Origin of the sequence: Methylobacterium oryzae (assembly GCF_021398735.1) — a bacterium.
Classification (GTDB): Bacteria; Pseudomonadota; Alphaproteobacteria; order Rhizobiales; family Beijerinckiaceae; genus Methylobacterium.
The window spans coordinates 2168015-2182209 of the sequence record NZ_CP090349.1; the positions used below are offsets into that span (position 1 = coordinate 2168015).

At 67.2% G+C, this 14195-nt stretch carries 11 protein-coding genes and 1 pseudogene; 3 read left to right on the plus strand and 9 right to left on the minus strand.

Annotation, left to right across the window (positions count from 1 at the left end):
* Positions 1-82 precede the first annotated feature (82 nt).
* Positions 83-2041: pseudogene (locus tag LXM90_RS10455) on the minus strand (AI-2E family transporter).
* A gap of 190 nt (positions 2042-2231) precedes the next feature.
* On the opposite strand from LXM90_RS10455, the gene LXM90_RS10460 reads away from it, so the two are divergent.
* Together LXM90_RS10460 and LXM90_RS32000 are read left to right on the plus strand one after the other, a co-directional pair.
* Entirely contained in the window at positions 2232-3059 is an 828-nt protein-coding gene (locus tag LXM90_RS10460; protein WP_234082600.1) for a transglutaminase-like domain-containing protein, read from the plus strand.
* Positions 3060-3559: 500 nt separating this feature from the next.
* A complete protein-coding gene (locus LXM90_RS32000) occupies positions 3560-3718 on the plus strand; it encodes a hypothetical protein (RefSeq protein ID WP_326491906.1) in 159 nt (52 codons plus the stop codon).
* Here the strand turns inward: LXM90_RS32000 and LXM90_RS10470 are convergent.
* The 4 genes from LXM90_RS10470 to LXM90_RS10485 all read right to left on the minus strand — a co-directional run bounded on the left by LXM90_RS10470 (position 3654) and on the right by LXM90_RS10485 (position 10057).
* Positions 3654-4679, minus strand: coding sequence for an IS481 family transposase (locus tag LXM90_RS10470; protein ID WP_234082603.1), 1026 nt, complete (start codon positions 4677-4679; stop codon positions 3654-3656). The genes LXM90_RS32000 and LXM90_RS10470 overlap by 65 nt on opposite strands.
* A gap of 424 nt (positions 4680-5103) precedes the next feature.
* Positions 5104-7320, minus strand: a complete 2217-nt coding sequence (locus LXM90_RS10475) for a CHASE3 domain-containing protein (RefSeq protein ID WP_234082606.1) — start codon at positions 7318-7320, stop codon at positions 5104-5106.
* A gap of 512 nt (positions 7321-7832) precedes the next feature.
* Complete coding sequence (locus tag LXM90_RS10480) at positions 7833-9869, minus strand: ATP-binding protein (protein ID WP_234082607.1); 2037 nt, start codon at positions 9867-9869, stop codon at positions 7833-7835.
* A complete protein-coding gene (locus LXM90_RS10485) occupies positions 9866-10057 on the minus strand; it encodes a type II toxin-antitoxin system ParD family antitoxin (protein WP_234082610.1) in 192 nt (63 codons plus the stop codon). The genes LXM90_RS10480 and LXM90_RS10485 overlap by 4 nt, the downstream gene beginning before the upstream one ends.
* On the opposite strand from LXM90_RS10485, the gene LXM90_RS32005 reads away from it, so the two are divergent.
* On the plus strand, positions 10032-10412 hold the full coding sequence (locus LXM90_RS32005) for a hypothetical protein (RefSeq protein WP_326491898.1): 381 nt from the start codon (positions 10032-10034) through the stop codon (positions 10410-10412). The genes LXM90_RS10485 and LXM90_RS32005 overlap by 26 nt on opposite strands.
* Here the strand turns inward: LXM90_RS32005 and LXM90_RS10490 are convergent.
* The 4 genes from LXM90_RS10490 to LXM90_RS10505 form a co-directional block, all read right to left on the minus strand.
* Positions 10304-10771, minus strand: a complete 468-nt coding sequence (locus tag LXM90_RS10490; RefSeq protein ID WP_234082612.1) for a hypothetical protein — start codon at positions 10769-10771, stop codon at positions 10304-10306. The two genes, LXM90_RS32005 and LXM90_RS10490, sit on opposite strands and share 109 nt — an antisense overlap.
* A 438-nt stretch (positions 10772-11209) precedes the next feature.
* A complete protein-coding gene (locus tag LXM90_RS10495; RefSeq protein ID WP_326491899.1) occupies positions 11210-11758 on the minus strand; it encodes a GAF domain-containing protein in 549 nt (182 codons plus the stop codon).
* The gene (locus tag LXM90_RS10500) at positions 11755-13884 is read right to left on the minus strand and encodes a PAS domain-containing sensor histidine kinase (protein ID WP_234082613.1); all 2130 of its coding nucleotides are present in this window, start codon (positions 13882-13884) and stop codon (positions 11755-11757) included. The genes LXM90_RS10495 and LXM90_RS10500 overlap by 4 nt, the downstream gene beginning before the upstream one ends.
* A complete protein-coding gene (locus LXM90_RS10505; RefSeq protein WP_234082615.1) occupies positions 13871-14077 on the minus strand; it encodes a type II toxin-antitoxin system ParD family antitoxin in 207 nt (68 codons plus the stop codon). The genes LXM90_RS10500 and LXM90_RS10505 overlap by 14 nt, the downstream gene beginning before the upstream one ends.
* Positions 14078-14195: the final 118 nt, after the last annotated feature.

Here is a 14195-nt window from a genome sequence, read left to right on the forward strand (position 1 = left end):
GTAGGGCGCTGCCCGCCTTGAACCGGAATGACGTTGCGGATGCGTGGTGACATCCATGTCCGTGAGAACGTTTCGTTAACGTTCAGGCGGCCACACGCGAGGGGCCCGTTTGCGGGGTCGCCGACTTGAGGCAGGCCTCCACCGCGTCCCGCAGCGAGGACACATAGACATCTGCACCGACCTCCCGTCCCACGGCGGCGTCGCTGAGCACCTTCTCGCCCACAGGCCAAAGACCGACCAACACCGGCATATCCGGTGCACGCCGTTTCAGCCGTTCCAGAAGGTAGCGCAGGTGTGCCGGGTTGCCGGTGATGTCGAGGTACGAGATGCACACCATCGCCACGCCCGTAAGGTCGAGGTCGCGGATGCGGTCTCGCGAGACGGCCTCGTAGCCGGCCACCCGGGCTCCGAGCCCGTGCTTACGCAGCAACTGGGCAAGCATCGCCGAAGATGCCTCGTCCAATGGACCTCGCCCGGCCACGCACAGGACGGGCGCCTCCCCGCGCCACGCTTCCGGGAGAGCCTCACGCGGCGGAGCCTGCCTAGGCACGGCCTCGTTCTTCGGATGAGCCCGTTCGGCAAGCGTCAGGGTCTCCCTGGGGTGGATCGCCTTGTCGCCACCGTTGGGCTCGGCGTCCGCCCTGTCCTCGAAATCCTCGACCAGGGACCGGGCCGACGCCCGGATGTTTTCCAACTGCGCCGGCGTGACGACCCCGCGGGCATAGTCGTTGGCGGCGAGCTGCAAACCCTTGAGGGCGACCTCATCGTAGTAGGACGACAGCGAGCGGTCCTTGAGCATCGTCTCGCCGAGGTCGCGCGCCTCGTCCGGGTCACCGGCGAGCATCCGCTGGTAGAAGTTCTCTACCGGGGTCAGAGGCGGCCGGTCGCCGAGCATGATGTCGAGGAACTCAAGGCTGTCGACATGCCGGCCGAGCACGACCAGGCAGACCGTGAAGGGCGTGGCCAGGATCAGCCCGATGGGGCCCCACAGGAAGCCCCAGAACAGCGTCGAGACGATCACCGCGAAGGGCGAGAGCCCGGTGGAGTGGCCGTAGAGCAGCGGCTCGACCACCTGCCCGAACACCGGCTCGGCGATGAGGAATAAGGCGGCGGTCGCGATGACCATCGACCAGCCCGGGTCGACCGCCGCCGCGAGCGCCACGGGAAAGATGCCGGAGATGAAGGCGCCGATGTAGGGCACGAAGCGCATCAGCGCCGAGAACACGCCCCACAACAGCGGATTGGGCACGCCGATGAGCCACAACCCGACGCCGACGATGACCCCGAAGGTGGCGTTCATGCCGAGTTGGGCGAGAAAGTAGGTGCCGAGCCGGCCGGCCGCGTCGTCCATGGCCACGGTCGTGCGGTGCAGGTCGCTCGACCCGAACAGGCGGATCATGCGGTTACGCAGGTCCTCCCGCTGCAGCAGCAGGAACACCACCACCACCAGCACGATGCCGACCGTGGTCAGTGGTTCGACCACAGGGCCGAGGATGTTGTGGGCGAGCGTCAACGGCGAGACCTCGGGCTCCTCAACCTTGACCAACTGCGCCTTGGGCGTGTCGCCTGCCGGTCCCATCGCCGCCGAGGTGCCGGCGGCGTCGGCCTTCTGGGTCACGTCGTGGACCTGATGGCTGAACTTCTAGATGACCCGATTGGCCTCGCCGAGCCAACCCTGCTGCAGGCCGGCGAACTTCTTCTGCACGGTGACCTGCTACTGCGGCAGGTTGCCGGCGAGCCCAGCCACCTGCGTGCCGATGATCGCGCCGAAGCCGCCGATGACGCCCAGCGCGAGCAAGACGGCGACGATGACGGACGGCACCCGCCCGAGCTTGATCCTCCGCAGCAGGCTGACCACCGGTCCCAGGACGAAGCTGAGCAACACGGCCAGGACGAGGGGGATGAACACGTCGCGTCCGAAGTACAGGGCCGCCACGAGCACGACGCCGACGGCGAGCGTGAGCAGGCCACGCAGGCCCGGCACCAGCGGGGGCGGGACCTGGGCGGGCGGACGCGGGACTGCAGCTTCCTCGGTCGGCATGCGACGTGTACTCCTCGACGCAGCACCGACATGCGCGGCACCCGGGCTGACAACGCCGCCGCACGCGTTTCGCCCCGGAATACTTGTCGTTCCGGAGCCATCCCGGTCGGGTCGAACCGCCAACTGCCGGCTGAGAACGGTCGCTTGGTGAGCCTCTTGCCTGGGTAAGCCGTCAGGCAGAGGCCACCCCATGCTCATCCGCTGCGGCTACACCGTCGCCCTCGACACGTTCGGCCCGACGCCGATGGTCCTGCTGCTCAATGTGCGCCCGGAGCGGCAACCCGACCTGCGCAGCCGCGAGGTCATCGCGTTCGACCCGCCGGTCGCGGCGAGACAGTTCCGTGACCCATTCGGAAATGTCGCCACCCGCATCCTCGTGCCGGGCGGGCGCATCACCATGTCGGCGGACTTCGAGATCGAAGACCATGGCCGGCCGGACGAGCACGCCCCCGACGCTCGACAGATCCCGATTCACGACCTCCCGGACGAGGCGCTGCGGTTCCTGCTCGGCTCGCGCTACTGCGACACCGACAAGCTCTCCCAGACAGCGTGGAATCTATTCGGGGCTACGCCGGAGGGCTGGGCTCGCGTGCAGGCCGTCGTCGACTACGCGAACAGCCGGCTGCGCTTCGACTACATGCAGGCCGACGCAACCCGCAGCGCGTTCGACGGCCACGGCCAGCAGGTCGGCGTCTGCCGGGACTTCGCCCATCTCGCCATCACGCTGTGCCGATGCATGAACATACCGGCCCGCTACGCCACCGGCTACCTCGGCGACATAGGCGTGCCCAAGGACCCGGCGCCGATGGATTTCTCCGCCTGGTTCGAGGTGTACCTGGACGGACCAACCGGACCGCGCTGGTACACGTTCGATGCGCGGCACAACCGCCCTCGGATCGGCCGCATCGTCATGGCCTACGGTCGGGACGCGACGGACTGCGCGATCACGACGAGCTTCGGACCGGCCCCACTCGCCGGGTTCACCGTGCACACGGATGAGGTCCCGGGCGGGGGATGAGCTCGCCGCACTGATCGCAGGAGGCCGGCATCTCCGAGCCTTACCCGTGCCTCATGGTCGACGCCCTCCAGCCACTTGACCCCGGTCTCAGCCTGACCCGACATTTACCTGGATCCGTGTCACAGGTCAGCGGCAAGTCGTGGCCCAGGAAACGGTCACGCCTACCACCCATTACGAAGGCCGGGGACGGCAGAAGCCCGGGATACATCCCTGGCTCCCTCGTCGGTGACGGCTCGCACCGATGCGCCGCATCGACAAGGCCGACCGAGCGTGGCACCCGACGCCTGGCCGGCATCCCCACGTTGCGGATGCGGCATGCTTCCCGGGTGCGGAGCCACGCCCAGGCATCAACTGCGAAGCTGAAACCTTATCCCAGGTTGAATGTTGGAAGCTTTCCCCAGGTGCAGTTAGCTCCCCCGATGACGGCAAAGTCTCCGACAATCCAACCGGTCGTGCTCGTCGTCGAGGACGAAGGTTTCGTGCGCTTGGTCGCGCGGGACATGCTTGAGGATGCCGGCTTCGAGGTGATCGAGGCGGAGACCGCCGACGCTGCGCTGGAGGTCCTAAGGGACGAGCCCGGCATCGACGCCCTGTTCACCGACATCGACATGCCCGGCACGTGTTCGGTCCCGGCATGTGGTGTGACGGATCGAGCCTGAAGCGTTCAGGCTCTTTCGTCCAGGTCTGGCAGATGAACTCGTAGGGGGTGAGGCCGCGTAGGGTCTTGAGCCGGCGACCGTAGTTGTAGGCATCCACGAACAGCTGCAGGTGCTGCCGGAGCTCGTCGTGGCTGGCATAATGGTAGCGCTTGACCGTGGCGTCCTTGATGGTGCGGTTCATCCGCTCGACTTGACCGTTTGTCCACGGGCAGCGCGGCTTGGTCAGGCGATGCTCGATCTTCGTCTGCTCGCACGCCCAATCGAACGAGTGCCAGCGGTAGATGCGCGGCCGATCCTGGGTCGCCCAGTAGGCGGCCGCCTTGGCCTCAGCCTCCTCGTCTACCGGATGATTGTCGGCGAACTGGATGCCATTATCCGTCAGCACCGTGTGGATTATGTACGGCACGGCGGCCACTAGATCGTGTAGAAAGGCTGCCGCGATCCGTTGCGTCGCCTTCTCGTGCAGTTGAACGAATGCAAACTTGCTGGTGCGGTCGATGGCCACGAACAGGTGTAGCTTGCCCTGTTCGGTGCTGACCTGCGCGATGTCGATGTGGAAGTAGCCGATCGGATAGGCTTTGAAGCGGGACCGCTTTGGCTTGTCGCCATCGACGTCCGGCAGGCGGCTGATGCTGTGACGCTGCAGGCAGCGATGCAGCGACGAGCGGGTCAGATGCGGCAGGCTCGGCTGCAGCGCGTAGAGGCAGTCGTCGAGCGGCAGCAGGGTATGCCGCCGGAAGGCGACGATCACCGCCTCGTCCTCCAGGCTAAGCACGCTGGAGCGGGGCTCCTTCGGTCCCATTCGCGCATCGGTGCTGGTCTGGCGTGAGCGCCACTTCTGCACCGTCGTGGCGCTGATGCCGTAGCGCTTGGCGGCGGCCCTCACGCTCTCTTGACGAGCTTGGATTGCCCGACGGACCGTCTCAGTCGTCGTGGCGCTGCCGTGGAGAACCTGTCCCATAGCGCGTCCCTCCATGCGGCACCAATCGTACCACCACACAGCGGGACCGAACATCAGCGGGTAAGATTCGATCTTGGGTACCGCGGGGCAACGGCCACACACTACCTGGGCGGCAGCTTCGCCTCAGCCCTGGCAAGGTGGGCCTCGTGCTCATTCTGAAGGTCCTCGAAGCTGGCCAGGAGCACCTCGGCCTCTCCCGTCGGCAGAGCGCGTTCCTTGAGCCCAGCGATGAGCGCACGTTGGTTGGCGACGTGCCCGGCTCTCTGCCGAACATGCCGCCGTACCATTTGCAGGTCGGTCTCATCGGTGTTCATCGGAACAACATAGGTTGCGAGCCGCTGAGGTCACGAGGTGACCGTCCGCCAGGCATTGACGCCGACGGCGAGCGTCAACGCGTGCCCGATGGCTTCTGCGATGTCTGGCGCTACGACGTGCGCGGGCGGAGTTCGACCACGTTGGCCTCGACGGTCTTGGCGGGGCCGCCGAGAACCTCCGCGACCTTGCGCGCGAGCTGCTCGCGCTTGAACGGCTTGCCGATCAGGTGGACGCCGTCATCGAGCCGCCCGTGATGGACGATGGAATTCTCGGTGTAGCCCGACATGAACACCACCGGGATCTCAGGGCGGATGGCGGTGATCCGCTCCGCGAGCTCACGCCCCCGGACCTTGCCGGGCAGCACGACGTCGGTGAGCAGCAGGTCGATGGCGAGGGTGTTCGCCCCAAACACCCGCAGGGCCTCGTCGCCGTCGGCGGCCTCCAACACCCGGTAGCCGAGGTCGGCCAGGATCGCGCAGGCGATCTCGCGCACCGCTGCCTCGTCCTCCACGACGAGAATCGTCGCCGAGCCGCGCGGCAACTCCAACGGTGCGGTGATCCGCTGGCTTGCGACAGCCGCCCTGACCGCGCGCGGGAGGTAAATCTTCACGGTCGTGCCCTCGCCGGGCTCGGAGTAGATCTTCACGTGCCCGCCCGATTGCTTGACGAAGCCGAACACCATGGCGAGGCCTAGCCCCGTGCCCTTGCCGTCGGGCTTGGTCGTGAAGAATGGCTCGAACACTCGGGCGACGACCTCCGGCGTCATGCCGTGGCCGGTATCGGAGACCGCGACCATGGCGTAGTCGCCGGGAGTGACCTCGGCGTGTTCGCGGGCGTAGGCCTCGTCCAGAACCTTGTTGCCGAGCTCGATGGTGAGCCGCCCGCCGCCGGGCATGGCGTCGCGGGCGTTTAGGGCGAGGTTCAGGACGGCGCTCTCCATCTGCGCCGGATCGGCCATCGCCGGCCATAGGCCGGCGGTCTCGACGTAGCGCACCTCGATATGCTCGCCGAGCGTCCGCCGCAGCAGCGGGATCAAGTCCGGCATCGTCGCAGCGAGGTCGATGGCGGCCGGCGCCAGCGGCTGCTTGCGCGCGAAGGCGAGGAGCTGGCCGGTGAGCGCCGCGCCGCGCTGGGCCGCCCAGGCCGCACGCTCTATGCGCTGCTGTAGCCGGGCGTCGTCCGCCACCTTGGTTCGCACGAATTCCAGGTTCCCGAGGATCACCTGCAGCAGGTTGTTGAAGTCGTGCGCGATGCCGCCGGTCAACTGACCGATGGCCTGCATCTTCTGCGCCTCGCGCAGGACGCCCTCGGCCTGGGCGCGCTTGGTCATGTCCGAGATGGTCAGGACGAAGCCGCCGTCCGGCATCGGGGTGCGCCGGATCTCCAGGTGGTGCCCGTCCGCGCGCTCGCGCTCGTAAGTCACGGCCTCGCGCGGGTTGTGGCTGCCGTGGCGGATCTGGTCCCACGTCTCCAGCGCCGGCCGGCCGGGTTCGGACGTATGCTCCACGAAGGCCGCGTAGGACGTGCCCGCCCGCGTCATGGCCTTGGGCAGGTCGAGCAGCACCTGGAAGCACTCGTTCCAGTTCGTCAGCACCCGGTCGGGTCCGAACACCGCGACGCCCTGGCTGAGGCTGTCGAGCGTCGTGCGCAGGCGCAGCGCCAGGGTGCGCTGCTCGGCCTCGGTCCGGTAGGAGTGCGACCACGCCTGGTTGAGCAGACGGGCGGCCCAGAGCAGGGTCAGGACCGCGAGCACCGAGCCTGCAAGCGTCATCCACCGCACCCAAGCGGCGCGGTCGTCGTTCTCACTCAGGCGGCGGGCGAGCAACGTCTCCTCGTCGGCCAGCATGGACGCGAGGGTGATCTCACCCTCTTTCGTCAGGCCGCGACCGGCATCCGTGTTCACGAGGCGCTGGGCCGCCTCGAATCCGACGTCGCGCCGCAACTGCACGGTCTGCCCGAGCTCCTCCAGCTTGCGCTGGACCAGGGGGGCGAGGGTGCGCAGGCGCTCCTGCTGCGCCGGGTTGTCGGCGGTCAGCTTCAGCAACTCGCCCTGGAGCAACCCGAGATGGTCGCGGGCGGCCTCGTAGGGCACGAGGTACTCGTCTTTGCCGGTGATGACGTAGCCGCGCTGGCCGGTCTCGGCGTCGCGGAGGGCAATGGCGAGATCCTTCAAGGTGGCCAGCACGCGGTAGCTGTGCTGCGACCACTCCCGGGCCTCCCGTGAGGCGCTGAGCCGCTCCCAGGTCACGGCCCCGACGAGGACCAGGATGGCGAGGAGCACCGCGAAGACGAGGAGGTTCGCGCGCGCGACGATATGCTTGGACATGATCCGGAGGCCGCCGCCCGCGCCGTGACCCGGGTTGGGCCGCGTGGTCGCGGTACTCGCCCGAACGCCGAGGACCGCGTGCGCGCTTGCAGGTTATGGTAGCGCGATGCCCGAAGATTGAGGAGCTTTTAAGATCGCGTCGTCACCGCCCGCGCGACGCCGATGCCGGGCGTTCGGCATGGTCCACCTCGATGCCCCGTCTTTGGAAAGCCGCCGCCACCACGGTGACGAGACCCGATGGAGGATGTCGACTGCAAACTGCACCAGGACGTGGCTGTCCGCCTTATATCTGCAGTCTGCCATCCCGTCGTTGGGTCGGGGCGCAGGGGACAGAGCCGACGCACGGCCGCGGGGGGATTAACGCCGCCCGATCCCGTGCGGGTCACGGGCGGACCCGGGACCGCGACAAGGTTCGTCTTCACCGCACGGTCGCGACCGGCCGGGGCGCGCTTCCCCTGCACCGGAGGCCTGAGGCGTGCCGAGCGCCTTGGCACCGACCGCTGTCGGAAAGATCAGGTCTTGGCGATAAGCCGGGGGAGGATACGGCCGAGCTGGTCCGCCGAGTACGGCTTATGCAGAAGTTCGAAGTCGTGCGCCCCTTCCTGCGCCAGCACATGGCTGTAGCCCGAGGCCAGAAGCACCGGTAGCCCGGGCATACGCAGTCGGAGCGTTTTGGCCAGCTGGATCCCACCCATGCCCGGCATGACCACGTCCGAGAACACCGCGTCGAACCCGGAGCCGTCCGGCCCGAGTTTCTCCAGCGCATCCTCGGCGTTCGTCGCCCAAGTCGTGCGGTAGCCCAGATCCTCCAGGATCTGCGTGGCGAAGCGACCGACCTCGACGTTGTCCTCCACCACCAACACGCTTTCGCCGGCGCCGGTCGGGAAATCCGCGCTTCCTTGCCTGGCGACCGATTCCCGGTTCGGCTCGGCCTCGATCTCCGGCAAGTAGAGCGTGAAGGTAGTGCCTTGCCCGACCATGCTCTCGACCGAGACGTCGCCGCCAGACTGCTTGGCGAAGCCGAACACCTGAGACAGGCCGAGGCCGGTGCCCTTGCCGACCGCCTTCGTCGTGAAGAACGGCTCGAAGATCTGCACGAGCTGTTGCGGGGCGATGCCTCCGCCGGTGTCAGCAAGGGATACGGCCGCGAAGCGACCGGGCGCACCCGCATGGCCTCGGATCGGCGGCATCGCCCCGGAGCAGACCAGCCGCAGCGTGAGCGTGCCCTCGCCGTCCATGGCGTCGCGAGCGTTGACCGCCATGTTCACGAGCGCGGTCTCGAACTGGCTGAGGTCAGCCCGCACGAAGCACGGCGCGTCCGGCGTCTCCGTGACCACGTGGATGCGGGCGCCGGTGACCGTGTCGAGCATGTCGGCCACCGCGTGCAGCCGTGCGCCGACCTCGAAGACCTCGGGCTTGAGTGTCTGCCGCCGGGCGAAGGCAAGGAGCTGGCCGGTCAGCTTGGCAGCGCGGTCGACGGTGTCCGAGACCGCGTCCATGTAGCGGGCGCGTCGTTCCTCCGGCAGATTCGGGCGGCGCAGGAAGTCGATGGACGAGCGGATGATGGTCAGCAGGTTGTTGAAGTCATGCGCGACCCCGCCCGTGAGCTGTCCGACTGCCTCTAGCTTCTGCGACTGGCGCAACGCTTCCTGGGCGTCCCTAAGCTCGGCCTCGGCCAGGAGCCGCGCGCTGATGTCGTGCGCCTGGTGGAAGGCCCCGATGATGGCGCCCGTCTCGTCGCGCAGGGGCGTGTAAGTGATCTCCCAGCAGGGCTGCCCGAACTCGGGACGGCCGAAGACCGCCTCAACCTTGTACGCCTCGCCCGTCAACGCCCGGCTCATGTTGGCGCGCATGACGGCGGCCTGTTCCGGGATGAACAGGTCCGGGAATACGTCGCCGACCTTCGTGTGGAAGCCGTTGACCCGAAAAAACTCGTCGTTGTGGGCCTTGTTGAAGGCAATCAGGCGGAAGTCCTTGTTGAAGGCGCAGATCGGCGCCGCGTCCGACTGCACGATGTTGGCGTAGAGCCGCAGCGCCGCGCCGCTCGACACCACACGCTGGTTGGCATCGAGGTGGAAGCCGATCAGGTCGGCGAACATCTTGAACATGCCAATTATGGCCGGCGTGTTCAGGTTGGCCGGCTTGGGGTCGATGGCGCAGAGCGTGCCGAAGAACATGCCGTCCGGCAGCACGATCGGCATCGAGATGTAGCTCTGGAAGCCGTACAGCGCGGGCGTGGGATGCCCGCGATAGGTCGGGTCCTCGCCGACGTGGTTGATGACCACGGCCTTCCCGCCCTGCCGGATTTCGTGGCAGATGGTGGTCTCGACCTTCAGCTCGCCACCGGCCTTGAGGCCGAACGCGATGTCGTCGCTGACGCTGCAGGCGACCCAACGGTCCTCGGTGACGCGCGCCACGGCGGCGAAGCCCATGCCGGTAGTGCGGCAGACGACGTCCAGGATCGTCGGGACGGCGGCGATGCTCTCTACGCCGAGAATGTCGGCCTGGAAGTCATGCGCGGCGGACGGGTCGAGCCCGGAGGTGCTCATCGAGCGGACGACGGCTTCGCTGTCGCAACGCGGGTGCGTGGCACGACTCGGTCGCGCTCCATCAAGAGGCGCAACCCGGCGCGGACGACCTCGCTGGCGTTCGAGTAGTGCCCGGTCGCGACCTGCGCGCGGATGTAGCTCTCCAGCTCGGTCGTCAGGGAGATGTTGCGCGTCGGCGTGCTGGACATTGCTGGACCTACGCGCTCCCCCGCCGGGCCGTCAAGGATTGACAGCTCCGGGGTAGCGCAGCGGGTGGGCGCTGCCGCGCCTTACTCCGGGCTGGACGAGGCGCGCTTCAAGTGGCTACGCAGTCTGGAGGAAGCGGAGTGGAGACCCGGGATGGCGGCACGGCTCGGGTTAGGGCCGGCCGACCTGCCGGCCGTCTGGGACGCCGACTTCCTGCTCGGGTTGAGGAACGCCGCCTGCGAGGGCACCTATGTTCTCTGCGAGATCAACGCGAGCTCGGTGTATCCCATCCTCGACGAGGCGCACGCCGCCCTGGCGGCGTCGCTGCGGTGGCTGGCCCAGACCCGCGCCCGCTGAGCTGCGGCGGTGAGGCCGCCGAAGGTGGCCCCATAATCGGCCGCGCCTCTTGGCTTTCCGTGGGGCGTGAGTCCTCTGCGCCTGCCGTAGCGCCCGTCGGGCTGGGCCTCGAAGTAGCGCCCGAAGCCGACCCGCACGTCCATCTTCTCCTTGACGGTGACGGGCTTGAGCGGCTCCTTGTGGAAGGCGGCGCCGCGAATGGTCCAGGGCCGGAGCTTGGTCAGGATCTCGCCCGGGGTCATGGCGCCGCCGGCGGGTATGATCTTGAAGATCTCCTGCATGACCCGGTCCCAGAACTCCAGTGCGTGGAAGCGGTCGAGTTGGTTCTCGACCTCGTGGAGGCGCGCCTGAACGCGCACGGCCTGGTCCTCGGCGGCCTCCGCGCGGGACAGGAGGCAGCGTTCTCGGCCTGGAGCTTCTCGATGAGCGTGGCAAGTGCTCCCGGTCCGTTGTCTCATGCGCTCAGCTACTGGAGCGTCCGCTTCGGAGAAGGCGCCGGAGTGGGCCGAATGACCGGGTTGGGCGCCAAGCCGAACGTCCGGTATTGCGCACGATTTCGTCCTGGCACGACGTAATCTGGCCGAAAGCCGCCGGTCTGCTTCGGAGCAGCTCTGCGGAAAAAGCGGACGATCTCCTACCGACCCAACCCGGCCACCAGAAGCGCAGTCGGAGTTACTCCAAAGCAGCCATTCGTCAGCCGTCCGGCAACCTCGGCCCGGAGTGAGAAACAGTAGTTGCCCCCCCACCTAGAAACCGACGTTCAGCGCCACTTTTGCAATGACCGTTGGTAACCCAGATCACGCGGCGACTAGGCGTGCGATCTCTGCCTTGGCCGCAGCTAGCTCGCGGCGCAGTTCGAGTTGCGCCATCACCTGGGCGGCAAGCGCATGGAGGCCCTCGGCCTGCTCCTGGGGCAGCCCGTTTGGGCGCGGGAAGGTATCGAGCACGCACAGCGTACCCAGCGTCAGGCCCTCCGGCGTGCGCAGTGGTGCCCCTGCGTAGAACCGGAGGTGCGGTCTGCCTGTCACAAGGCCGTTGTTGCGCGTGCGCGGGTCGGCTGTCAGGTCGGGAATGACCAACAGATCAGCCTGGTGCAAGGCATGCGCGCACACCGATTGGCTTAGCGGCGTCTGGCCTGGGCCAAACCCCGAGCGCGCCTTGAACCACTGGTGGTCCTCGGCCACGAAGCTGATCAGCGCAGCGGGGGCGGCGCAAATCTGGCGTGCCAACAGCACGATCCCGTCGAACGTCCGTTCCGGGGCTGTACCGAGGATTCCGTAAGCATCGAGGGCCGCCAGGCGGTCGGCGTCGGACACTGGGTGGGGCGGAACAAAGCGGTCAATCATCGAGCATGGAGACGCACACAAGCAGCTGAAGGTTTCACGACGACCCGTTGCAAAATGCGGGCGAGCTGTTCGGCCGAGTAGGGCTTGTGCAGCAGCTCGAACCCATGGTCGTCCCTGCGGGCGAGCACGTGGCTGTAGCCGGATGCCAGCACCACCGGCAGGCCGGGAAGCCGTTCCCGCAGGATTTCCGCCAGGGCGACGCCGCCCATGCCGGGCATCACCACGTCGGAGAACACCACGTCGAATCCGCCGCCGTCCACACCGAGGCGATCGAGCGCCTCCTCGGCGTTGGCGGCCCACTCGGTGACGTAACCAAGGTCCTGTAGGATCTGGGTGCAGAACCGGCCGACCTCGATGTTGTCCTCCACCACCAGCACGCGCTGCCCTGCGCCTACGGGGGACCCGAGCACATCGGCATCGCCACTCGCCGTGCTGGCCGGTGCCATCGTCTCCTCGGGCAGGTAGAGCGTGAAGGTCGTGCCCTCCCCGAGGACGCTGCTCACGTTCACGTCGCCGCCGGACTGTTTGGCGAACCCGAACACCTGGGACAGGCCGAGGCCGGTGCCCTTGCCAACCTCCTTGGTCGTGAAGAATGGCTCGAAGATGCGGGCGAGCTGTTCGGGCGCGATACCGCTGCCGGTATCGGTGACCGACAGCACCACAAAGGCGGCCGGGGACGCCGCATGCCCACGGATCTGTGGCATCTCCTTCCCGCAGGCGAGGCGCAGGGCCAGGCGGCCCTCACCGTCCATCGCGTCACGGGCGTTGACCGCCATGTTGACCAGCGCGGTCTCGAACTGGCTCAAATCGGCACGCGCGAAGCAGGGTTCGTCAGGCACGTCCACAGTCACATGCACCCGCGCGCCGGTCACGGTGTCGAGCATGTCCGCGATCCCGCGCAGCTTGCTGCCGACATCGAAGATCTCGGGCTTGAGCGACTGGCGGCGTGCAAAGGCGAGGAGCTGGCCGGTGAGCTTGGCGGCCCGGTCAACGGTTTCGGAGACGGCGTCGAGGTAGCGCACCTTGCGCGCCTCCGGCAGCTCAGGACGGCGCAGGAAGTCTACCGACGAGCGGATGATCGTCAGCAGGTTGTTGAAGTCGTGCGCGACGCCGCCGGTCAGTTGGCCGATCGCCTCCATCTTCTGAGACTGGCGCAGCCTGTCCTCGGTCTCTGACAGCACTGCCGACCGCTCGGCTACCCGTTGTTCGAGTGTCTCGTTGAGTTCGTGCAACGCGACCGTCGCGCGGTTCTGGACGGTGACATCGTAGCCGCCGACGAAGATCCCGGTGACCACGCCGTCGCCGTTGCGAATCGGGTGATACAGGAGATCGATGAAGCGGTCTTCGTCCTCACCGCCGAGGCGGATCGGGATAGCGCTGGCTAAGAACGGCTCGCCGGTCTTGTAGACCCCATCGAGCAACTCGAAGAAGCCTTGTCCTACGAGGTCAGGAAACACCTCGCGTACACTATGACCCAGGAAGCTGCGCTGACCCGCTATCGTCACGTAAGCGTCGTTGACGTATTCGTAAACGTGTGTGGGACCGGTCAGAACCGCGACGAAGCCGGGCATCTGTCGCAATAAGTCGCGATGGCGCCGGTCGCTGGCGCGGAGACTGTCCTCTAGCGCTTTACGCTTGGTGGTCTCGTTCAGGATCGACATGACCCCGCCGATGCCGCCGGGGGCAGTGTCATCATCGATGGGACTGAACCCGTAGGTCCAGTACGCATCTTCAAGACGGCCTCGCCGCATGATCGGGACGTGCCGGTCCTCGTACCACGTGTGCCCGCCACCGTTGCGGACCTTGGCGACCTCGGAGGCGATCACCGGCCAGATCTCGCCCCAGCTTTCCGAAGCCGGGCGGCCGAGCGCGGAAGAATGGCGTTCCGGTCCCGCCGAAGGCACGAAGGCGTCGTTGTAGAAGAACGTCGCGTCGGGCCCCCAGAAGATGTGCATGGGGTGATGGCTGTTGAGGAGCAGGCGCACCGCCGTGCGCAGGCCGGAGGGCCAACCCTCGGGCTCGCCGAGCGGCGTCGTGGTCCAATCGTAGGCGCGCATCAGCGTCGCCATCTCGCCCGCCCCGGCAAGGAAGTCGCGGCGACCTGACATCGGATCAGGCTCGGTCATGAGGGGGAGAGGTCCGCTGCGCTATCGCTTGCTGCGCGCTCGGGGCCTTACCCATCTCGGCGCGCTCGAACTCGCGCAGGGCGGCCCGCACGACCTCACTGATGCTCGTGTAGCGTCCGGTGGCGACGCATCCTTGCAGGAACGTTCGTAGTTCCGGGGGCACGGAGATGGTGATGGTTTCGCGCACGGCCATGCTTGATCGGTAACGCGTCCACACACTGTCTTACAAGTGACACATGCGTGATCCGGCTGCGGTCCTCATACCGCCCACTTCCCCGCAGGAACGGACGTTGCGACGCGCCGACACGAGC

Coding starts and splice junctions, on each gene's coding strand:
- LXM90_RS10475 (WP_234082606.1), bottom strand. CDS start 7,320: ATGTCCAAGCATATCGTCGCGCGCGCGAACCTCCTCGTCTTCGCGGTG.
- LXM90_RS10495 (WP_326491899.1), bottom strand. CDS start 11,758: ATGATTGACCGCTTTGTTCCGCCCCACCCAGTGTCCGACGCCGACCGC.
- LXM90_RS32000 (WP_326491906.1), top strand. CDS start 3,560: ATGCTTGAGGATGCCGGCTTCGAGGTGATCGAGGCGGAGACCGCCGAC.
- LXM90_RS32005 (WP_326491898.1), top strand. CDS start 10,032: ATGTTGCGCGTCGGCGTGCTGGACATTGCTGGACCTACGCGCTCCCCC.
- LXM90_RS10485 (WP_234082610.1), bottom strand. CDS start 10,057: ATGTCCAGCACGCCGACGCGCAACATCTCCCTGACGACCGAGCTGGAG.
- LXM90_RS10460 (WP_234082600.1), top strand. CDS start 2,232: ATGCTCATCCGCTGCGGCTACACCGTCGCCCTCGACACGTTCGGCCCG.
- LXM90_RS10470 (WP_234082603.1), bottom strand. CDS start 4,679: ATGGGACAGGTTCTCCACGGCAGCGCCACGACGACTGAGACGGTCCGT.
- LXM90_RS10500 (WP_234082613.1), bottom strand. CDS start 13,884: ATGACCGAGCCTGATCCGATGTCAGGTCGCCGCGACTTCCTTGCCGGG.
- LXM90_RS10505 (WP_234082615.1), bottom strand. CDS start 14,077: ATGGCCGTGCGCGAAACCATCACCATCTCCGTGCCCCCGGAACTACGA.
- LXM90_RS10480 (WP_234082607.1), bottom strand. CDS start 9,869: ATGAGCACCTCCGGGCTCGACCCGTCCGCCGCGCATGACTTCCAGGCC.